The 20,491-nt window shown below is 68.0% G+C and carries 23 protein-coding genes; 6 read left to right on the top strand and 17 right to left on the bottom strand.

The window, feature by feature from the left end; translation table 11 throughout:
* Positions 1-32: 32 nt before the first annotated feature.
* Genes M5E06_RS25110 through M5E06_RS25095 form a run of 4 tightly spaced genes read right to left on the bottom strand, consistent with a single transcriptional unit; the run spans position 33 to position 4,622 of the window.
* Positions 33-788 (bottom strand): formylmethanofuran dehydrogenase subunit C, encoded by a 756-nt coding sequence (locus M5E06_RS25110; RefSeq protein WP_252140539.1) that lies wholly within the window; start codon positions 786-788, stop codon positions 33-35.
* Positions 785-1,696: a formylmethanofuran--tetrahydromethanopterin N-formyltransferase gene (fhcD, locus tag M5E06_RS25105; RefSeq protein ID WP_252140538.1), complete on the bottom strand. Its 912-nt coding sequence runs from the start codon at positions 1,694-1,696 to the stop codon at positions 785-787. The genes M5E06_RS25110 and fhcD overlap by 4 nt, the downstream gene beginning before the upstream one ends.
* Entirely contained in the window at positions 1,696-3,372 is a 1,677-nt protein-coding gene (locus M5E06_RS25100) for a formylmethanofuran dehydrogenase subunit A (RefSeq protein WP_252140537.1), read from the bottom strand. The genes fhcD and M5E06_RS25100 overlap by 1 nt, the downstream gene beginning before the upstream one ends.
* Positions 3,366-4,622: a molybdopterin-binding domain-containing protein gene (locus M5E06_RS25095; RefSeq protein WP_252140536.1), complete on the bottom strand. Its 1,257-nt coding sequence runs from the start codon at positions 4,620-4,622 to the stop codon at positions 3,366-3,368. The genes M5E06_RS25100 and M5E06_RS25095 overlap by 7 nt, the downstream gene beginning before the upstream one ends.
* Positions 4,623-4,919: 297 nt before the next feature.
* Between M5E06_RS25095 and M5E06_RS25090 the strand changes: the two genes are divergently transcribed.
* The 6 genes from M5E06_RS25090 to M5E06_RS25065 are packed head-to-tail and all read left to right on the top strand — an operon-like array spanning position 4,920 to position 10,538.
* The gene (locus tag M5E06_RS25090; protein WP_252140535.1) at positions 4,920-5,936 is read left to right on the top strand and encodes a beta-ribofuranosylaminobenzene 5'-phosphate synthase family protein; all 1,017 of its coding nucleotides are present in this window, start codon (positions 4,920-4,922) and stop codon (positions 5,934-5,936) included.
* 33 nt (positions 5,937-5,969) lie between these two features.
* Positions 5,970-6,875, top strand: coding sequence for an NAD(P)-dependent methylenetetrahydromethanopterin dehydrogenase (locus M5E06_RS25085; RefSeq protein ID WP_252140534.1), 906 nt, complete (start codon positions 5,970-5,972; stop codon positions 6,873-6,875).
* Positions 6,875-7,879 (top strand): methenyltetrahydromethanopterin cyclohydrolase, encoded by a 1,005-nt coding sequence (gene mch, locus M5E06_RS25080; protein ID WP_252140533.1) that lies wholly within the window; start codon positions 6,875-6,877, stop codon positions 7,877-7,879. The genes M5E06_RS25085 and mch overlap by 1 nt, the downstream gene beginning before the upstream one ends.
* Complete coding sequence (locus M5E06_RS25075) at positions 7,876-8,745, top strand: triphosphoribosyl-dephospho-CoA synthase (protein WP_252140532.1); 870 nt, start codon at positions 7,876-7,878, stop codon at positions 8,743-8,745. Before mch ends, M5E06_RS25075 begins: the two co-directional genes overlap by 4 nt.
* Positions 8,742-9,677, top strand: a complete 936-nt coding sequence (locus tag M5E06_RS25070) for a quinoprotein relay system zinc metallohydrolase 2 (protein WP_252140531.1) — start codon at positions 8,742-8,744, stop codon at positions 9,675-9,677. Before M5E06_RS25075 ends, M5E06_RS25070 begins: the two co-directional genes overlap by 4 nt.
* A 36-nt stretch (positions 9,678-9,713) precedes the next feature.
* The gene (locus M5E06_RS25065) at positions 9,714-10,538 is read left to right on the top strand and encodes a quinoprotein dehydrogenase-associated SoxYZ-like carrier (RefSeq protein ID WP_252140530.1); all 825 of its coding nucleotides are present in this window, start codon (positions 9,714-9,716) and stop codon (positions 10,536-10,538) included.
* A gap of 31 nt (positions 10,539-10,569) precedes the next feature.
* On the opposite strand, the gene M5E06_RS25060 is transcribed toward M5E06_RS25065, so the two are convergent.
* The 13 genes from M5E06_RS25060 to nrfD form a co-directional block, all read right to left on the bottom strand.
* Positions 10,570-10,914, bottom strand: coding sequence for a hypothetical protein (locus tag M5E06_RS25060; RefSeq protein ID WP_252140529.1), 345 nt, complete (start codon positions 10,912-10,914; stop codon positions 10,570-10,572).
* A 211-nt stretch (positions 10,915-11,125) separates the two neighbouring features.
* The gene (locus M5E06_RS25055) at positions 11,126-11,320 is read right to left on the bottom strand and encodes a hypothetical protein (protein ID WP_109075760.1); all 195 of its coding nucleotides are present in this window, start codon (positions 11,318-11,320) and stop codon (positions 11,126-11,128) included.
* Between the two features lie 235 nt (positions 11,321-11,555).
* The gene (locus M5E06_RS25050) at positions 11,556-12,029 is read right to left on the bottom strand and encodes a hypothetical protein (RefSeq protein WP_252140528.1); all 474 of its coding nucleotides are present in this window, start codon (positions 12,027-12,029) and stop codon (positions 11,556-11,558) included.
* 25 nt (positions 12,030-12,054) lie between these two features.
* On the bottom strand, positions 12,055-12,387 hold the full coding sequence (locus M5E06_RS25045; protein ID WP_252140527.1) for a cytochrome C oxidase subunit IV family protein: 333 nt from the start codon (positions 12,385-12,387) through the stop codon (positions 12,055-12,057).
* Complete coding sequence (locus M5E06_RS25040) at positions 12,384-13,040, bottom strand: cytochrome c oxidase subunit 3 family protein (RefSeq protein WP_252140526.1); 657 nt, start codon at positions 13,038-13,040, stop codon at positions 12,384-12,386. The genes M5E06_RS25045 and M5E06_RS25040 overlap by 4 nt, the downstream gene beginning before the upstream one ends.
* Positions 13,033-14,676: a cytochrome c oxidase subunit I gene (gene ctaD / locus M5E06_RS25035; protein ID WP_252140525.1), complete on the bottom strand. Its 1,644-nt coding sequence runs from the start codon at positions 14,674-14,676 to the stop codon at positions 13,033-13,035. Before ctaD ends, M5E06_RS25040 begins: the two co-directional genes overlap by 8 nt.
* A complete protein-coding gene (gene coxB / locus M5E06_RS25030) occupies positions 14,673-15,677 on the bottom strand; it encodes a cytochrome c oxidase subunit II (protein ID WP_252140524.1) in 1,005 nt (334 codons plus the stop codon). The genes ctaD and coxB overlap by 4 nt, the downstream gene beginning before the upstream one ends.
* A 17-nt stretch (positions 15,678-15,694) precedes the next feature.
* A complete protein-coding gene (locus tag M5E06_RS25025; RefSeq protein WP_252140523.1) occupies positions 15,695-16,495 on the bottom strand; it encodes an SCO family protein in 801 nt (266 codons plus the stop codon).
* Positions 16,492-16,971 (bottom strand): hypothetical protein, encoded by a 480-nt coding sequence (locus M5E06_RS25020; protein WP_252140522.1) that lies wholly within the window; start codon positions 16,969-16,971, stop codon positions 16,492-16,494. The genes M5E06_RS25025 and M5E06_RS25020 overlap by 4 nt, the downstream gene beginning before the upstream one ends.
* Positions 16,964-18,055: a hypothetical protein gene (locus M5E06_RS25015; RefSeq protein WP_252140521.1), complete on the bottom strand. Its 1,092-nt coding sequence runs from the start codon at positions 18,053-18,055 to the stop codon at positions 16,964-16,966. The genes M5E06_RS25020 and M5E06_RS25015 overlap by 8 nt, the downstream gene beginning before the upstream one ends.
* The gene (locus tag M5E06_RS25010; protein WP_252140520.1) at positions 18,052-18,570 is read right to left on the bottom strand and encodes a c-type cytochrome; all 519 of its coding nucleotides are present in this window, start codon (positions 18,568-18,570) and stop codon (positions 18,052-18,054) included. Before M5E06_RS25010 ends, M5E06_RS25015 begins: the two co-directional genes overlap by 4 nt.
* Positions 18,567-19,118, bottom strand: a complete 552-nt coding sequence (locus M5E06_RS25005) for a DUF3341 domain-containing protein (protein ID WP_252140519.1) — start codon at positions 19,116-19,118, stop codon at positions 18,567-18,569. Before M5E06_RS25005 ends, M5E06_RS25010 begins: the two co-directional genes overlap by 4 nt.
* Positions 19,115-20,488, bottom strand: coding sequence for an NrfD/PsrC family molybdoenzyme membrane anchor subunit (gene nrfD, locus M5E06_RS25000; RefSeq protein ID WP_252140518.1), 1,374 nt, complete (start codon positions 20,486-20,488; stop codon positions 19,115-19,117). The genes M5E06_RS25005 and nrfD overlap by 4 nt, the downstream gene beginning before the upstream one ends.
* Positions 20,489-20,491 lie beyond the last annotated feature (3 nt).

The raw sequence follows: 20,491 nt of genomic DNA, 5'->3' as shown, positions 1-20,491 counted from the left end.
CAAGGCAGCGCATCGATAAGCGGGATCGTCGTTCAGACCATCGCCAGGATCTCACCATGCCCTCCTTCCGCAAGGTCGCCGATGAACCGATGGGCGCGGGTGGTGCCCATGCGCTCGAACCAGCTTCCGGTCCCCTCCAATCCGCGTCGCAGCAGGTGCAGGAACAGCCAGTCGCGCGTGCCGCCATCGGCGAAGCCATCGGGCACCGTGTCCTGCCGCCGGCCCAGCAGCAGCGTGCCGCGCCGCATGCCGAAGCCCGGATGCGGGCCGCATCCCCCACCGGCTGCCAGCGTTCCGGCCACCATGAAGCCGGCGGCATAGGCGCCGACCATGCCGTCGACGACGACGATCCCCCGCCGCATCCGCTCGGCCGCGCGGTCCCCGGCGCTGCCGCCGACACCGATCAGCCCGCCGCGCATCCCAAGCGGCAGGCCGGGCAGGGCACCGCCCAGCGCGTCGCCGGCATCGCCCGTAATGCGCAGCAGGCCGCCGCTCATCCCGGCGCCGGCATGGCTTCCCACATCGCCCTCGACCAGGATGCGCCCGGAGGCCATGCCGGCACCGACCCGGTGCAGAACGGCCTCCCCCGGCCGGATCAGCATCGCTTCGGCCGAATCGCCCGCCGAAAGCTCGAACATCTCGCCGACCGTCGTCACTCCCCCACCACAGGGAAGCGGCAGTCCGGCGATGTCCTCCGCCGTCTGGCCGGCCAGCCGTTCCGGCAGCAGGGAGGACATGTCCACAATCGTCCCGGCATCGCCGCGGAAGGTCAGGGTCAGGCTGCTCATGCCATCACCTCATGGAGGTGGAAGTGGTGCGGCCCGAGTTTTCCGCCGTAATTCCCTGCGGTGATCGCCAGCACGCCGGCCGCTGTGCCGCCGGCCGCGGCGGCGGCGATGCCGGCCCGCATGCCGGCGCGGATCGCCGCCTCGTCGGTGCCGTCCAGCACCAGCTCCAGCACCGCTTCGACATCCGGCGACAGCAGGGTTTCCGGTTCGACCGCCCGCAGGGTCGGGCAGAAGCGCGTGTTGGTGGAGGCGATCAGCGCCTTGTATTTCGATCCGACCTTCGACCCCGAGCGCACCACGCCGCCGGGGAAGGGCAGGATGACGCCCGGCAGCGACCGGATCGCCGCGACCGCCGCTTCCGCCGCGGCGAGGCACTGGCGGTGGCTGGCGGCCAGGATCAGGAAGTTGCCGCCGCCGATCCCCTTGGCGACAGCGACGCTGTCCTCGCAGACGAACTCTCCGTCCATCACCGGCAGGCGCCAGAAGCGGCGGTCGCCGAACTTCTTGGAGATCTGGTGCCCGTCGCCGAAGTAGCGCAGTCCATTGCCGAGCGGGATGCGCTTGGCCCCCTGGAGAAGCCCGGCATAGCAGGCCGATCCCGGCGAGGTCATGATGCATTGCCCGACGCGGTTGACGACAAGCTTGGCGAGGTCACCGGTGGACATGCCGAAGATCATCACCGCGGCCCCCGGTCGGCTGTCCGGCGTCTCCTCCGGCGTCAGCAGGCGTTCCACCGCCGCCTCGCAGCCGCAGCCGATGACGGAAGTGGCGAAGCCGGTCAGGCTGGATGTCGCCGCATCGACCCAGGCGGGCGTGTCGGCGGTGATGACCAGCCGTGTGTAGGTCATCGGAAACGCCTCGGCGAAGGTGTCTTCGATGCGCACGCCGTTGATCTGCATCTTCGCCATCACGGCACCTCCCGCCGCCGGCAGGGGTGAAGCTGCGGCCCGGCACCGTGGCGGATCTCCGCGTCCTGGATGCGGAAATGCTTGATCGGCAGGCCGATACGTTCATCGAAATAGCGGGCGATGCGGCGCTCGATCAAATCGTCGAAGCCGGGACGGACGACATGGGTGCAGCCCTGCGCCATCGCCACCAGCGCCCCGTCCCGTACCACCAGCCGGCCGCTCTTGAAGACCAGATCGGGGCGCTCGAACATGGCGCGGCGGTCGGGCAGATCGCTGTAGACCGTGACGTCGGCCGACGCGCCCGGCGCCAGATGGCCGCGATCGGCGAGCCCCAGGATGCGGGCCGGCGCGGCGCGGGTCATGATGGCGATTTCCGCCAGCGTGTATTCGCGGGTGATGGAGCCCAGCGTGGTATGAGCCGGCGCGTCGGGATGGATCTCCGCCAGCTTCGCCAGCCGGTAATCGCGGTCCATCAGCAGCCGGATCAGTTCCGGATAGAAGGTGAAGGGCGCGCCATTCGGATGGTCGGTGGTCAGAAACACCCGCCAGGGATCGTCGAGTAGCAGGAACAGCTCCAGCCCGATCGCCCATTGCAGCGCGTTGACATAGGAATTATCGCGATATCGGAAGGGCACCACGCCGCAGCCGGCTTCGCATTCGATGTCCATCGCCAGCCATTTGCGCGGATGGGCAAGCGGGGCGGTGTGGCGCTGCGCCATGGTGTCGGCCGACGCGGTTACCGTTTGGCCGAACATCACCTGCCCGATGTCCACCGACAGCGTCGGCGTCCGGTTCACCGCCTCCGCCAGCGCCGCGGCGCCGGAGGAAAACTTGCGGTCGCCCGCCGTGTCGTAGCTGTGGAACTGGATGTGCGTCATGTGCATGGGCAGGCCCGACGCCGCCTGGATGGTGTCGAGCGTCGTCGCCACGTTGCCGGGAATGCCCAGGTTGCAGCCATGGACATGCAGCGGGTGGGGCAGTCCCAGTTCGTACACGGCGCGGGCCAGCACGGTCAGGACGGTGCGCGGCGTGACGCCGTAGTGCGGCCCGACCTCGTCAAGGTCGAGCTTGCGGGCGTTGAACTTGAAGGCGTTGATGCCGCCGGGGTTGACGACTTTGACGGCAAGGCTCTGTGTCGCCGTCAGCATCCAGGCGACATAATCGTTGACCGCCGCCTGCCCGGCATTGGTGGCGATCAGGTCCAGCAGGAAATCGTCGTTTCCCAGCACCAGATAGCCGCCGGTGTCGATATAGGGGATGTCGCTCATCTCCAGATGCGCGTGCCGGGCGTTGGATCCCAGCATCGCCGGCTCGAAGGCGGCGGTGAAGCCCATCTCGATGTAGCGGGCGCCGGTGGTGTGGGTGGAGGGGGTGGCGATGCCGCTGCCGCCTCCAATCCTGTCGCAGCCGCAGGCGCTGCCGGCGAAGCGGTGCCGGTCGTGTTCCTCGCCCATCAGCATGCGGGCGAGGTTGACCTTGCCGCCGGCGATGTGGCTGTGGATGTCGATGGCGCCGGCCATCACCACCTTGCCGGTCACGTCATACACCGCGTCGGGCGTGGCGCCCGGCCCCGGATCGGCGGTGACGCGGTCGTCGCGCAGCCAGAGGTCGGCGACCTCGCCGTGCCGGCCATTGGCCGGGTCGAATAGCCGTCCGCCGGCAAGCTTCGTCAGCATCCGGCGGTCTCCTTGATTGTGGCGGTCTGGTCCAGCACCGCCAGGATGCTGCCGATCACCCCGGCAACGCTGGGCAGGCCACGGTCGATCAGCATTCCGGCATGCAGCGCCACCACGCTGTCGGCGCGGAACACGTCGCCGGCATGGTCGATGCCCGGCGTCCCCACCGGGATGAACAGAGCCGGTTCCGGAGTCATGGCCATTTCCGGCGGCGCCAGCATGATGACGGTGCCGTTGGTGCTGAACTCCGGCATCTCCGGGCGGAAGGCGGAAATCCAGAAGGTAACGTCGGCATCCTGCAGGCGGCGGCGCCAGTCGAACCGTTCCGGATCGTGCGTCGGCACGCCGCCGTCGAAGCCGGTGCGCAAGGGAAAGCCGGTGCGCCAGCCGGAGGCCTGATTGGCGCCGATCACGTTGTCGGCCCCCGACAGCGGAAGCCCGGCGCAGCGGGTGGTGCCGTCCACGGTACGGATCAGCCGGACCAGCCCTTCCACGATCATGTCCGGCTGCGGCCCCTGGAACAGACCCGCTGCCCATATTACCACCGCATAGCGGGCAGCGCGCAGCCGGGCCGCCAGTTCGGTCATTGCGTCGCCGGCCGCCGCCCGACCGGCCAGCGCCGTCCGCAGTCGGGCGACCAGCGTGGCGAGATCCGCGCCCCCTGGATCGACCGTTTCGATTTGCCCGCCCAGGAGTTGCGCCGTCTCCGGCATGGGCTTCCCACCCAGAAAAACGATGCTCCGCGCTCCATCGGGCATGAAGGCCGGTTCCGGAACCACCCAGCGCTCCCACAGGCGCGGAAAGGCGGCGGCCGGGTCCGGGCCGACAACGAGGACGAGGTCGCAGCGGTTGCGCAGCTCGGCCAATGTGGTGGTCGACCAGCCGAAGCGGCGCAGGACCGCCAGATTGCGGAACAGCGCGTCGGACCGCTCATGGTCCACCGTCGCCCCAATCCGTTCGGCCAGAGTCAGGGCGGAGAGCACGCCATCCACATCAGTCGCGAGCCCGGCGATCAGCGGTGCGTGGCTGTTGGCCAGCAGCCGGGCCGCCTCGGCGACGGCATCGTCCATGGAAACGGCCGTACCGCCCATGCGGGCGTCCGTCGGCACCGTTGCGGACCGGCGGAACAGCCGGTCGGCTTGCGGACAGCCGCTCGGCCGGGGAGCGATGCCGGAATCGTCCTGGTCGATTCCGATGTCACCGCAGCCGAGGCCGCAGAACGGACAGAGAATGTCGGGGTGGAAGGTCATGGCCCCCCAATTCGGCTGAGCGGAAAGTCGCTTTTGCGGGAAAACGCAGTCAATCCGAGTAGTTCGAGAAGAGTGGCGGTCTTCGCCAGGGGGCGCCCAAGCACAAGGCCCGGAACAGAGTTGACAATATTCGGTCATGGTCGGTCATCGGCAGGCAGAGCGGTCCGGTCATGCCCGTTTTCCTCCCCGTGTTTCCGTGCCCCGTTTGGGTTACCGCGCGTGGATACTCGTTCGCGCTACGGACAATTTTGTTCGTAACGCTAACATTGTGCGGTGACCCGCGCAAAGGGAATGCAGATGAGCCACCAGCGCAATCGGATAGGAGAGGTGTGGGTCCGTGCGCCTGCACGCCTGCATGCCGGCTTCGTCGATCTCAATGGCGGGTTGGGACGCCGCTTCGGCAGTCTCGGCATCGCCATCGATCGGCCGGCCATCGTCCTGCGCGCCCGCCCGGCCGACCGGCTGACGGTCAGCGGGCCATCGGCCGACCGCGTCCGCCGCAGCATCGAACGGCTGGTCCGGGAAGCGGGCCTGCCGGATGCCGTCGCCGTGACGGTGGAGGAGGCGATTCCGTCCCATGTCGGCTTGGGCTCCGGCACCCAAACGGATCTCGCGGTCGCAACGGCGCTCACCTGCCTGGAGGGGCGGGGCACCGCCGCCCGCGATCTGGCCCGCGCCTTAGAGCGGGGAGCACGTTCCGGCATCGGGCTGGCTGCCTTCGAGCAGGGCGGGGTGCTGCTGGACGGTGGCCGGGGCGGGCTGGACGCCGCGCCGCCGGTGATCGCGCGGGCGCCTTTCCCGGAGGAATGGCGCATCCTGTTGCTGCTCCATCGCGGCGGCCACGGGCTGCACGGCGCGCCGGAAGTCGAAGCCTTCCGCCGGCTGCCGCCTTTTCCGCCCGACGCCGCGGCGCATCTCTGCCGACTGATGCTGATGGTTGCGCTGCCGGCGCTGGCCGAACGCGATGTGGAGCGGTTCGGCCAGGCTATCGGCGAGCTTCAGCGCACGGTCGGCGACCATTTCGCCCCGGCCCAGGGTGGGCGCTTCACCAGCCCCTTGGTGGCCGAGGCGTTGGCATGGCTGGAGGCGCAGGGGATCGCCGGAGTCGGGCAAAGCTCGTGGGGGCCGACCTGCTTCGCCATCGTCGGCGATGCGGCGCTGGCGGAACGGTTGGCCGGCGAGATGCGCGTGCGTTGGGCCGGCTCGCCGCTGGAGGTGATGGTCTGCCGCGGGCGGAATATCGGCGCGACGGTGCGGAACCTTTCGGCCGAGGCGGAACCGGCGCCCCCGATCCGGCGCGCCGCGGGTGAATGACCGGACTGGTGAACGATTGAAATGGAGGCAGGCATGGGCGCCCCTTACGTGCTGCACATGATTTCGCCGCTGGCGAATATCAGCCCGTTCGACGTCAACATGGCGGTGGATGCCGGCATCGACACGGTGGTCCCCTACACCGGCATCGAGACCGCCCAGGTCGAGGCGCTGACCCAGGACGCCATGTTCTCCCGCGATCCGAAGAACGCGGTGCGCACCGGCCTTTTCATCGGCGGGCGCGACGCGGCGATGGCGCTGGACATGCTCGACGTCGCGCGCAAGGCGATGTTTCCGCCCTTCCAGATCTCGGTCTTCGCCGACCCGTCCGGCGCCTTCACCACCGCCGCCGCCATGGTCGCCGTGGTCGAACGCGCCCTGCGGCGGTCGGGAGTCGATGGCCTCACTGGGCTGGATGTCCAGGTCTATGGCGCCACCGGCGTGGTCGGCGGCATCGCCGGATTGATCGCCGCACAGGCCGGCGGCAACGTCACCCTGGTCAGCCACCGCGGCGTTTCGGCCGTGCAGGGCAAGGCGGAGGAGTTCGGCCGGCGCTATGGCGTCAGGATGTCCTGCGCCGACACGTCCACCGGCGGCAAGGCGGCGCTGATGGACCGGGTGGAGGTCGTGCTGGCCTGCGGCAAGGCCGGGGTCACGGTGCTGACCGCCGACGATCTGCGCACTGCCAAGCGCCTGCGCGTAGCGGCCGACATCAACGCCGTGCCGCCGGCCGGCGTGGAGGGTATCGGCGTGCAGGATGACGGCACACCCTTGCCCGGCCATTCCAGCGCCGTCGGCATTGGCGCGCTTGCCATCGGCAACGTCAAGTTCAAGGTCCAGCACCATCTGCTGGAGCGGATGCAGACCGGCGGCACCGCCGTCGCCTTCGATTTCCAGGACGCGATGGACGCGGCGCGGACCATTGCGGGAAAGGCCAAGTGATGCAGCAGCGCCCCAGCCTGTCGGCCCTTGCCGGCCCGCTCGCCGCCGCCCTGGTCGCCGATGCGGCACAGTTGCGGCTCGGCATCGACAGTTTGGCCGGCGCGACGATCGTCGATGGCGGAATTGCCCGCTCCGGCGGTCTGGAGGCCGGGCGGCGTATCGCCGAGCTGTGCATGGGCGGCCTGGGCCGGGTGACGCTTCAGGCCGATACTCAGTCGGACCGCTGGCCTTTCCTGGTGGCGGTGCACAGCACCGATCCGGTGCTCGCCTGCCTGGGCAGCCAATATGCCGGCTGGAGCCTGTCGCACAAGGACGAGGCCGGGTCCTTCTTCGCGCTCGGCTCCGGCCCCGGCCGCGCCCTTGCCCGCAAGGAGACTCTGTTCGACGAACTGGGCTATGGCGACAGCGGCGATCACGCCGTGCTGGTGCTGGAAAGCGGTGCCGTCCCGCCGGCCCCGCTGGTCGAGCGGATCGCGGCCGATTGCGGGGTGGCGCCGGAGCGGCTGACGCTGGTCCTTACGCCGACGGCAAGCCTCGCCGGCACGGTGCAGATCGCCGCCCGCGTGCTGGAGGTGGCATTGCACAAGGTGCATGCGCTGGGCTTCCCGCTGGAGCATGTCGCCGATGGAGTCGGCGTGGCCCCCCTGCCGCCGCCCGGCAAGGGCTTTGTCGAGGCGATGGGGCGGACCAACGACGCCATCCTGTTCGGCGGCACCGTCCAGCTTTTCGTCACCGGACCGGAGGATGCCGCCGCCGATCTGGCGCGGCGCCTGCCCAGCACGGAGTCCCGCGACTACGGGCGTCCCTTCGCCGAGGTGTTCGCGGCGGTGAACAAGGATTTCTACGCCATCGATCCGCTGCTGTTCGCGCCGGCCCGCGTGGTGGTGACTGCGCTCGACAGTGGGCGCAGCTTCCATGGCGGGCGCCTTGCGCTGGACATGCTCGACCGCTCCTTCAGCGGGACAGGGGGTGGAGGGGCAGGGGCCAAAGAGGCGGGGGGATGAACGCCGCGGTGGCAGAGCTGTTCATGGCCGTCTGCCGGACGGAGGTGATGGCGCTGAAGCCCGGCAACGTCCATGTGCACGCCGCCGGCCACGGCATGACGGTGGAGGACTTCCTGCTGTCGGCGGAAGCCGCCGGGCCGGAGATCGCGCGGGCGCACGCTCCGGTTGGCGAACGCATTCTGCGGGCGGTGCAGGCGACCCGCGCGGTGGTGGGCTGCAACACCAACCTTGGCATCCTGCTGCTGTGCGCCCCGCTGGCCTACGCCGCCGAGATGCCGGCCGCGCGCCCTCTGCGGGATCGGGTGGGCGATGTGCTGACAACGCTGACGGTGGAGGATGCCGAGGCTGCGTTCGCGGCGATTCGCCTTGCTTCGCCCGGCGGGCTGGGCCAAGCGCCGGAGCATGACGTCGCCGGCCCGGCGACGGTGGATCTGCGCGAGGCGATGGCAGCCGCCCGGTCGCGCGACCGCATCGCCGCCCAATATGCCGACGGCTACCGCGACGTTTTCGACATCGGGGTCGCCTGCGCCCGGTCGCTGGCGAACAGGTCGGCGGCGGACGCCGATGCGGTGTCGCTGGCCGAAGCCGTTTACCTGGAATTCCTGACCGCCTTCCCCGACAGCCACATCCTGCGCAAGCATGGGGAGGTGATTGCCGCGGCCGTGCTGACCGAAGCCCGCGATGTGCGCAGGCAGGTGGCGGAGGCATCGTCGGCAGCCCTTCGGCGCGAGCATCTGTTCGTCTTCGATGCGCGGTTGAAATGGCAGGGCATCAACCCCGGCACGTCCGCCGACCTCACCGTCGCCAGCCTCTTCGCCTATCTGCTGGAAAAGCGCGAAGATGACCACACGGGAACACAGGCATGACCGCTGGTCTCGACATCGGCCTCCGACTGACCGTCGCCGCCGCGCTGTGCCTCATGGTGGCAACCGCGTCCGCATCGGCGGAACCGTTGGCGGTGACGGAGGTGGCGCCCGGCGTCTTCGTCCACCAGGGCGTCATCGCCGAACCGGCGCCGGACAACCATGGTGATACAGCCAACATGGGCTTCATCGTCGGCGACAGCGGGGTGGCGGTCATCGACGCCGGCGGCACGCCGGAACTGGGGCGGCGCCTGCGCGAGGCCATCGCCGCCCGCACCGACAGAAAGCCGGTGGTCGTCATCAACACCCACATGCACCCCGACCATGTCTTCGGCAACGCCGCCTTCGCCGACGTGCCGATCGCCGGCCATGCCAATCTCCGGGATGCGCTGGCTGCCCGGCAGGAGGTCTATCGGCAGCGTCTGGCCGACGAGTTGGGAGAGGACGCGGCTGCCGGCATCGCCCCGGTCCGGGTCGACCGGCCTGTTGCCGAGGAGGTGCGGATCGACCTCGGCAACCGCATCATCGTGATGACCGCCTATCCCACGGCGCACACCAACAATGACCTGACGGTCTTCGATCGCAAGACGGGTATCCTGTTCGCCGGCGACCTGCTGTTCGTCGATCATCTTCCGGCGGTGGACGGCAATGCGCTTGGCTGGCTGCGGGTGATCGACAGTCTGGAGCGGGTGCCGGCGGTGCGTGCCGTTCCCGGCCATGGTCCTGCGGTCGTCGATTGGCCGGGCGCGCTGGACGCCGAACGGCGTTACCTGACGGTGCTGGTGGAAGGAGTGCGGCGGGTGCTGAAGGCCGGCGGCAGCATCCAGGATGCCGTTGCAAGCGTGGCGGAGGACGAACGGGACCGCTGGCTGTTGTTCGATGCATATAACCCGCGCAACGTCACGGCGACCTTCGCCGAGCTGGAATGGGAATAGGAGCGGACGACACGGGACAAATCCAGGGAGGGAGCAATGACGCGATATCCGCTATCGGGGCCGCTGATGGGGCTTTTGGTCGTCTTGTCCACGCCTGTGCTCGCCGCTGGCGATGCGGCTGACGACTCGGCGCGCTGGGACGTGCTGCACGACATGTACTTCAAGGACCGCCCGATCGAGGAGGCTGGCGACCGCATCCGCATCGACGCGCCGGCCCGCGCCTATGACGCGGCGCTGGTGCCGGTGCGGGTCGAGGTCGAACCGTCGCTTCACCTGAAGACGCTGTCGCTGCTGGTCGACAAGAACCCGGTGCCGCTGGCCGCCACCTTCCGTTTCGGCCCGGCCAGCGCCGGCAGCGGCATCGAGACCCGCGTGCGCGTCAACGAATACACCAATGTCCGCGCCGTGGGAGAGACCCTGGACGGCCGGCTGCTGATGACGGAAGCCTACGTCAAGGCGGCCGGCGGCTGTTCCGCCCCCGCCGTCAAGGACCCGCAGGAGGCGATGGCGCGCCTCGGCCGCATCAAGGTGAAACTGCCGGAGACGTTGACTCCCGGCAGCCCGGCGACGGCCCAGGTCATGATCAGCCATCCCAACAGCAGCGGTCTGCAGTTCGATCAGGTCAGCCGCACCTATATCCCGGCCCATTATGTCCAATCCATCGCCATCCGGGTCGGCGGGCAGACGGTGCTGGAGGCGGACACCGACATCTCCATCAGCGAAGACCCGAACCTCCGCTTCAGTTTCGTTCCGGTGGAGGGCGGCAGCCTGGAGGTGGTCGCCCACGACACCAAGGGCGCCACCTTCACCCGTACCGTTCCCCTGGCCGCCGGAAGCGCCAAGGATGAGCCGGCGCTTTAGCCGCCGGCCGCGATCCTTTCGGAAGCACTGGTCAGAAGCACTGGCGGTCGGCGGCGACCTGGGCCTGGCGGAAGCGGTCCATCAGGTCCTTGGCCCAGCCCGCGCTGCGGAAGATTCCGGCGCGCTCGCCCGGCTGGTCGGCCATCACCTTCACCGTCTCGATGGCCGTATAGTCGTCATAGCTGATGCGGTTGGCGATGGCGTCGATGCTGCAGGCGCATTTCTCCATGACGATGTGCGACTGGCCGTTGGATGCCATGCAGGCGATCACATAATCGGCCCGCGCCGCCGTGGGATAGTCGTTCGCCGGGCTGGCGGCGGCAGGACCCGCCGACAGCAGGGCCGCCGCGAGGACAAACGCGATGCGAACAGGCATGGCCGGAATTCTCCCATCTTACCCATGGGTGCGTGCCGGGGAGGACGGTCCCATGGTTCAGCAATGATTGCTCTATATAACAATCACGGATGCGGATGGAATTGGGCCACTCAAAAGGGGTGGGTGTCTTTCGGGGTGGGCCGCGCGGCGCCATGCCCGGGCGCATTGCGGACGCACCGAAAACCACCCGCCCCTTGCCGGCTCACCCGTGTCAGATCTGGCGCTGTCCGCATTTCCAGCGGCGGACGGTGTATTTCGGGTGCTGTTCCGCCCATTCGGCGGCACGGAACATGCCATTGCGCGAACAGGCCATCACATTGACGAACGGTTCCTGGAATGCGGGGCGTTCGACAGTGCAGCGGTCGGGATCGGAAACGAGGCAGACCACGAGGAACAACTCGATCATGACATCTCCAGCCGTCATGGATGTTGGGGCGACCTCGGTTGGGCGCCTTGATTCGACGGCGGCCGTCCAGGTTCATGCACGGGGAATTATGTTGCACTGCACACAAATCCAGCGCCGGAGTCAAGGCGCATGGTTTATGGAAAACCAACTTTGTGTGAACACCCGGGACTGCAGATCGTCGCGGCGGGGAGCGTCTACGGCAGCTTGCGCATTGCGGGCAGGGTCACGTGGGCGTTCATCCCTGCATCGCCTTGGCCAGGAACCTGTCGATCATCCCGGCGACGGTCTCGCTGTCGAGATCGTCCAGCCGGCAGGTCCGCACATCGGTCGTCTTCACCGGCGTCAGGAAATTCTCGGACACCGAGGTCGTGCCGTCCTCTCCGACATGGAAGGTCATATAGGCGCGCGGGGCATCCATCCCGGTGTCGAGCGAGGTGAAATGGACGATGGCGCGCGGCATCTCGTGGACAAGGTCGATGTCCTCCTGGAACCATACTGTGCCGACATCGCGGACGATCGGTTGCCGCGAGACGGTAATGGGCCGGATGATGCGGTCGTGCAGGTCGCGGATGTCCTTCAGCACCGTCACCTTGCGGCCGTCACGAGCGCCTTCGCCAAAATGTTCGATGGCCTCGCGCCGTGCGGCGTCCAGCATGCGGCGGGTGCGGACCACGGCATCGACCAGCCGGCTGGTGGCGTCTGAATGCATCGCGTCTGCCTCCTCTTTTGCCGGATCAGCGGTTGCCCGGCTGGTGTTCGCGTCCCGTGGGCGCCGGCAGGTCGCCCGCATGCTCCACCTTGCGGGTCAGGTAGTCTGTCGCCGACAGCGCGAACAGCACGCCCAGCCAGAACAGCCCAGCCGCCGCAGCCGCGCGGGTCAGTGCCGGTGCCCGGAACAGCTTCATGAACAGCGCCAGCACCAGAAGCGCCTTCGCCACCGAGATGCCGAGCGCCACGACGAGGTTCATCGGCCCCGGCATCGGCACATAGGCAAGGCCGAGCGTCGCCGCCAGCAGTGCCAGCAGCGCCGCCCAGGTCAACAGCAGGGGGAGGGGGGGTGTCTTCATGGTCCGCTCCGTCCGACCAGATAGATCAGCGGGTAGAGGAAGATCCAGACGATGTCGACGAAGTGCCAGTAGAGCCCCGTCACTTCCACCGGGGTGTAATAGCGGGAGGAGAAGGCGCCGCGCCGCGCCCGCACCGCCATCACCGCGATCAGCCCGATGCCGATGGTGACGTGGATGCCGTGGATTCCCGTCAGCAGGAAATAGAGGAAATAGAACAGCTCGATCGTCTGGGCATGCGCGCTGTCCTCGTGAAAATTCAGCCCCGGCACCAGATGCTCGGTCCACTCCTTGTGGTATTCGTAGCCCTTCAGCCCGAGGAACAGCAGCCCGAGCAGAGCGGTGACAGCCAGCAGCCGGGTCAGAGCCTTGGCCCGGCCATGCTCCGCCGCATGGACGGCCCAGGCCATGGTGAGGCTGCTGGTCAGCAGCACCAGCGTGTTGACGGAGCCGATGACGATCTTGGTATGGCGCCCGGCCTCCGCCACGCCTTCCGGGTAGGTGGTGCGCAGCCATGTGTAGGCCAGCAGCATTCCTCCGAAGAACAGGATCTCCGTCGCCAGGAACACCCACATGCCGAAGGTTGCAGTCTCCGCCTGCTGTTCCGCCGTCGCGTATTGCGGTTCGGGCTGTGGGAGGGCGGGTGCGTCAGACATCCTGCGGCTCCGGTTCCGGCCGGTACTGGTAGGGCGGGCGGGTGACGGTGGGCGTCTTGTCGAAATTGTGGGCGGGCGGCGGGGAGGAGGTCTGCCATTCCAGCCCGGTCGCCGCCCACGGGTTGGCGCCCGCCCGCTTGCCGCGGAACAGCGACCAGCCGAGATAGAAGAAGGGCAGTGCATAGCCGACCGCCAGCACCGACGCGCCGGCCGACGAGAAGATGTTCCAGACCTGGAATTCCGGCGGATAGGAATAGTAACGCCGCTCCATCCCCAGATAGCCCAGGATGAATTGCGGGAAGAAGGTCAGGTTGAAGCCGAAGAAGATCAGCAATGCCGCGATGCGCGCCCACCATTCGGGATAAAGCCGCCCCGTCACCTTCGGCCACCAGTAATGCAGCCCGCCGAAATAGGCGCTGACCATGCCGCCGACCATGATGTAGTGGAAGTGCGCCACGACGAAATAGGTGTCGGTGACATGGACGTCGAACGCGAGGTTGGCGACGAACAGCCCGGTCAACCCGCCGATGGTGAACAGCCCGATGAAGCCCAGGGCATAGAGCATCGGCGCGTCGAAGCTGATCCAGCCCTTGTGCAGCGTGGCGGTCCAATTGAACACCTTGATCGCCGACGGCACCGCGATGACGTAGCTGAGCAGCGAGAAGACCAGCCCGGCATAAAGCGAGATCCCGGCGACGAACATGTGGTGCGCCCACACGAAGAAGCCGATGATCGCGATGGTGATGCTCGACCACACCACGAATTTGTAGCCGAATAGAGGCTTGCGGGCGAAGCAGGGCACGATCTCGCTGATCACGCCGAAGCCCGGCAGGATCATGATGTAGACCGCGGGGTGGGAGTAGAACCAGAACAGGTGCTGGAACAGCAGCGGATCGCCGCCCAGCGCCGGGTCGAAGATGCCGACCCGCAGCAGCCGTTCCACCGCCACCAGCATCAGCGTGATCGCCAGCACCGGCGTGGCCAGCACCATGATGACGGAGGTGGCGTAGTTCGACCAGACGAACACCGGCAGTCGGTACCACGTCATCCCCGGCGCCCGCATCCGGTGGGTGGTGACGATGAAGTTCAGCCCGGTCAGGATGGAGGAGAAGCCGACGGCGAACACGGCGGCCAGCGCCAGCACCACATAGCCGTTGGAATAGAGCGAGGAGAAGGGCGTGTAGAAGGTCCAGCCGGTGTCGACCCCGCCGATCAGGATGGCGAACAGTGCCAGGAAGCCGGCCCCGACATACAGGTACCAGCTGAGCAGGTTCAGGCGCGGAAAGGCCAGATCCTTGGCGCCGATCATCAGCGGGATCAGGAAGTTGCCCATGGTGTTGGGAATCGACGGGATCAGGAAGAACCAGACCATCACAATGCCGTGCAGCGTGAACAGACGGTTGTAGATGTCGGGTGTGAAGATGCCGGCCGGCGTCACCAGATTCAGCCGGATCAGCGTCGCCGCCAGCCCGCCGACGAAGAAGAAGAAGGTGATCGACAGGGTGTAGAGGATGGCGATCCGTTTATGGTCCTTGGTCAATAGCCAGGAGCGCAGCGTGACGCCTTCCTCCGTCAGGTAGTTCCTGGTGGCGACGACGGGTTCGTCCGGCTTTCCGGTCACGGTCGCGGTGGTCATTGGGTGGGCCTTTCCGCGCTGCCGGCCGCCTGGCCGGCTTGAGATTGTCCGGCCGCTTGGCCGGTCTGGGAGTTCTGGGCCGTCTTGTCGGCCAGCGATTTGATGTAGGCGACCAGCTTCAGCAGGTCGTCCTCGCCGATCTGCCCGGCGAAGGAGGGCATGACCGGCGGATAGCCGGCGGCGATCTCCGACTTCGGTTTCAGGATCGAATCACGGATATAGCGGTCGTCGGCGATGACGGTGCGGCCGTCCTCCAGCGGCACCGGGCGGCCGAACAGCCCCTCCAGCTTCGGTGCGTGGACGGTGCTGGCGGTGCCGTGGCAGCCGCTGCAGCCATAGCTGCGGAACAGCGCCTCCCCTTCCTGGGCGAGGCTGGGGCCGGGGTCCTGGCTGTCCAGCCAACGCTGGAAGTCGGACGGTTCCATGACGACGACGCTGCCGCCCATCCGGGCATGCCAGGTGCCGCAGAACTCCGCACAGAACAAGCGGTATTCGCCGACCTTCGTCGGTGTGAACCACAGCGTCTCGTACCGGCCGGGGACGGCGTCCTGGCGGACGCGGAAGGCGGGGATGGCGAAGTCGTGGATCACGTCCTGCGAAGTCAGCACCAGCCGCACCGGCTTGCCGACCGGGACATGCAGCGTGTCGATCTCGCGCTGGCCGCCGGGATGTTCGATCTTCCACATCCACTGCTTGCCGACGACATAGATGTCGGTGGCGTCCTTGGGCGGGCTGTGGATGCCGACATAGAGGTCCGCCCCCCAGAAATAGAGGCCGAGAAAGCCGATGAAGGTCGCGACGGTCCAGGCGGTCTCAACCCTCCAGGTGCGGCCCAGTCGGTTGCCGCGCTCCACTTTGCTGCCCTTCCGGTAGCGGACGCAGAAGCCGATCATCAGCCCGAAGACCAGCAGCAGGATGAAGGCGCTGGTGCCGATCAGGGCGGCGAACAGCCAGTCCATGTCGGCGGCATGGGCGGACGCGGTGGGGGGGAGGAGTTGCATGCTTCCCATGGCCGCCCTCACCCCTTTCCCGGCCGGCGGGTGGCCCGCCACACCAGCAGCCCGACGCCCAGGACCGACACGGCGCCGGTCGCCTGCATCAGGCGGCCCACCTGGGAGTTGTATTTGCCCTGCGCCGGATCGTAGCCGTAGCAGAGCAGCAGCAGATGGTCGGCCACCGAACCGACCATACCCTTGGAGGCGTCGACCAGCCCGAGCCGCAGGTCAGTGGGGTCGTAGCCGATTCCAAGGATATAGCGGGAGACCTCCCCACCCGGCGAGACCAGCACCACGCCGGCGGGATGGGCATATTGCCCGCTGGCCTCGTCCAGCTTGTAGGGGAAGCCGGCGGCGGTGGCGAGGCGGCGGACCTCCCGGCCGTCACCGGACTGAGCGGCGACCAGCGGATGGATGGCGGCGGCCAGCGCCGGATCGCGTTCGAAGTGCCGCGCCTTCATCGCCGCGGCGTCGGCCGGGGTGTCGTTGGGATCGATGCTGACCGCCATCACCGCGAAATCCTTGCCCGGCGTCAGCGGCACCTGTTTGAGGGCCGCCGCCAGATCGCCCAGAACCACGCCGCAGAGCGTCGTGCAGCGGAAATAGTCGAAGACCAGAACCAGCGGCTTGGCCCCATCGAACAGGGTCGCGGTGGTGACGGCTTGGCCGGTCTCGTCGCGCAGCCGGACGTCGCGGGGCAACTGCGCCCCCGGATGCTGGTCGAAGGCGAAGTCCTTGAAGCCGGACGGCAGCAGGGCCGCCTGTGCTGCGGTGGGCAGAGCCAGCAGAAGGCCGAACAGGGTAACGATGGCGAGCCGTCTCATCGCTGCCCCTCCTGCCTTGCGTCCGCCGGCCAGTCGGGAATGCCGTGCTCGGCGACGCGGCGCATCGCCTCGTCGATGGGAATGTGGGCGATGCCGCGCTCTCGGTCTGCCCAGCCGTAGCCGGTCAGCCGTTCCAAAGATCGCTCCTTGTAGCGCTTGAAGTCGGCGGGCGGATCGGTCTGCAGGCGTGGTTCCGGCATCGGCGTCGTCAGGCCGCGGTTCCGGTCGGTGGTCGCATCGGGGAAGATCAGCATCAGCGAGACCACGACCGTCCCGATCAGGCCGGCCGCCAGCGCGCCGAGCAGGACGAACAGCCAGGGCGGCGTGTCCCGCTTCTCGAAGCGCGTGTCGGGATTGCGGCCCTCCAGGTCCGGCCGCTTCGGCGAACGGCCGCGCCCCAGCCGCGTCCAGCCCAACAACATCGCCGCCGCGGTCCCGGCAAAACCGGGCCGGTTGAAGCGTGTGGCCTTATCCATGGCGAACGCCTTCCGCCATCAGGCCGTCGGCGCGGGTGGCGTGCCCGCTCCGGCCCGCGTGTCGTCGGTCGGTCCCCATGCGCCACAGGAACACCGCCATGCCGGTGCCACCCATCGCCAGTGCTGCGGCGGGGGCGAACCAGGTGAAGCCGCCCTCCACCCCCGGCAGGATCAGCCACCAGCATTCCAGCAGATGCGCGGCCAGCAGCAGCAGGCAGATGGCCGCCAAGCCGCCCCGGCTGCGCTTCACCGGCCACCAGATCAGGGCCGCGAACGGCAATGCTCCCTGCGCCAGCGCGCCGAGCACCGCGACCCAGCCCCAGCCGCCGGATAGGCGTGCGACGTACCACGTGATTTCGTGCGGCAGATTTTCCTGCCAGACGATCAGGAACTGCATGAAGGACAGGTAGAACCACAGCAGAATGGCGGCGATCAGAAGGCTGCCCAGGTCCCTCCTCTGCCCCGCGTCCGTCCGTCCGCCCAGGATTGCCGCCAGCGTCGCCAGCGCCAGGGCGCCCAGCAGTTGGCCGCTGACGATCATCATCCCATAGATGCTGGACCCCCAATCGGGCTCGATCGACATGAACCAGTCGAACGAAGCGAAGGTGACGGTCAGCCCCAGCAGGATCAGCCCCGGTGCCGCCAGCGGGTTGCGGCCCCGTCCCGAGCGCAGCAGCGCCGCCAGGGCCAGCCCAAGCCAGACCACGGCATAGACCGCCGCCCGTCCGTAGAAGAAGGGGGCGTTCAGGTAGAAGCGGTTCTTCAGATGCGCGGCCTCCGCCGCCCTTGCCCAAGGGTACAACTCCGGCAGCAGGATCAGCACCGGCACCAGAAGCAGCAGCGCCAGCGGCAGCACGGCGACCATGACGCGCAGGGGCGGAACCGCAGCAGACCCCCAGCGCCCTCCGGTCAGGTCATGGGCGAACAGCAGCATCATGGCGCCCAGTGGCAGCCCGATCCAGAAGGCGAAGGAGGCCAGCCAGCCGCGCAGCACCGCCTGCGGATCGAACAGCGCGCCGATGGCGCAGACCGCACCACCGACCAGTGCCGCGCCGATGGCGGCGAGAAGCGGGCGCCGGCTCATCGCAGCGTCCTCCGCACATCGTCCGGCAGCTCGGCCGCGGCGGTGTTCTGGCTGGCCTGCAGCGCCCGGATATAGGCGGCGATGGCCCAGCGGTCGTCGGGGGTGACGCGGTCGGCATAGGAATACATCGCCCCCCAGCCGTTGGTGGCGACGTCGTAGAAATGCCGGGTCGGAGCGTTGCGCAACGCCTCGCTGTGGAAGGAGGGCGGATGCGGAAAGCCGCGCTGGACGATCATGCCGTTGCCGTCGCCGAGATAGCCGTGGCAGGGCGTGCAGTAGATCTCGTAGCGCTCCTTACCGCGGTCGAGAAGGGCCGCCGTCAGCGCCGGCGCCGGTTGCGGTCGGTCCTCGCGTGCGACGGTGTTGGGCGCCGGCTCCGGCGGCCAAGCCCTGCTGCCCGAGTTGGCATCGGCGGGCGTCCAGGTCTTGTCGCGTGGCTGCTTCGCCATGTTGTCGCAGGCTCCCAGCAGCGTCGCCGCGCACAGCAGAAGGGCGAGAGGAAACAGGCGGGTCATGCCGGCACCTCGTCGATCCGTAGGCCTTCGCCGTGGGGCAGCAGCCGTTGCAACAGGTCGCTGTCGTCGCGCCCCTCCCGCTCTGCGATCCAGATCAGGAACCGGTCCTGCGAGGCATGCTCGAACCCGGGCGCATCGAAGATCGGATCATAGAGGCGCGGCAGCCGGCAGAACTTGCAGAAGGCGAAAAAGCCCACCAGCAGGATGGCCAGCGCCGCCAGTTCGAAGGTTGTTGTGCTGAAGGCCGGCCAGCTGTTCAGCGGCCGTCCGCCGATGTTCAGCGGATAGCTCAGCACCATGCCCCAATATTGCAGGAGGAAGCCGCCGACCGCCCCCACCACGCCGGCCGCAACGATGATCAGCGGCAAGGCCCGCGGCTTGCGGCCCAGCAGATCGTCCACCTCCCCCACCGCATAGGGGCTGTAGACCTCCAGCCGCGTGAATCCCTCCTGCCGCAGGCGGCGCAGGGTTTCCAGCATCGCGTCGGGGCTGTCGAAGGCGGCCAGCGTGCCGCGCACTGTGTGGCCGGTGCCGCGATGCGCGCTCATCGTCCGCCCTCCGCCTTCTTCTTGTGGAGGAGTTCGCGCAGTTCGAACATCGACACCATCGGGATGAAGCGCAGCGCCAGGAAGAAGCCGGTCAGGAACAGCCCCACCGACCCGGCCAGCGTCGCCCAGTCCCAGAAGGTCGGCATGAAGACGAACCAGCTCGATTCCGTGTAGTTCCGGTGCAGGCCGCCGACGACGATGACGTAGCGTTCGATCCACATGCCGACGACCACGCACAGCGCGACAAGGAACAGCAGCGGGCGGTTCAGCCGCAGCGGCCGGATCCACAACAGTTGCGGCACGACGCCGTTCAGGATGATCTTCGCCCAGTACCAGGGGGCGTAATAGCCGCCGAGTTCCGACATCACCACAGTGATCTCGTGCTCCTCCCCCCGGTAGAAGGGCATGAAAACCTCGATCAGATAGCAGTAGGACAGCAGCAGGCTGGTGGTCAGCATCAGCCGCGCCAGCACGTCGATGTGGCGGAGCGTGATGACGCCGGTGAGATCCAGCGCCCGGCGCAGCGGGATGACCAGCATCAGCACCACGGCGAAGCCGGACAGCGCGGCGCCGAAGACGAAATAAGGCGGGAACTGCGTCTCGTGCCATCCCGGCGTCAGCCCGCCTGCGAAATCCAGTCCGACGATGCTGTGGATGGAACAGACCAGCGGCGCCATCAGGGCGGCGAACAGCCCGTACAGGACCTTGAACTGGCGCCAGTGCCGCGACGATCCCTGCCAGCCCAGCGCCAGCAGACCGTACAGCACCCGCTGCCAGCGCCGCTGCGCCCGGTCGCGCAGGGTGGCGAAATCGGGGAGAAGACCGACATACCAGAACAGCACCGATCCGGCGACATAGACCAGGATGGCGACGAAATCCCAATGCAGCGGGCTGCGGAACTGCGGCCACAGCGCCATCGTGTTGGGATAGGGGAACAGCCAGTAGAAATACCACCAGCGCCCGAGATGGATGACCGGCATGATCCCGGCGCAGGCGACGCAGAACACCGTCATGGTTTCGGCGATGCGGCTGGTGGCGCTGCGCCATTCCGACCGGGTCAGGAAGAACAGTGCGGAGATCAGCGTCCCGCCGCTCGCCATGCCGACCCACCAGACATAGTTGCCGATGGCGAAGCCCCAGGCGACCGGCCAGTCGATGCCCCAGATGCCGACGCCGCGGATGAACAGCCAGCCGAGCGCCACCACGAACAGACCGAGCAGCCCAAGCGACAGCCCGAAGCCGACCCACCACCACAGGGGCGTGCGGCGTTCCAGCACGAGGTTGCTGACATGGACGGTCACCGACAGCGCGGTCACGCCCGGTTCGACGACCCTGTTCAGCTCCTGTCTGGTTTCGGGAGATGCGCCCACCGC

Source organism: Azospirillum sp. A1-3 (assembly GCF_023806445.1).
Taxonomy (GTDB): Bacteria; Pseudomonadota; Alphaproteobacteria; order Azospirillales; family Azospirillaceae; genus Azospirillum.
Note: the sequence above shows the minus strand (reverse complement) of the source record. Positions and strands in the feature narration are given on the sequence as shown.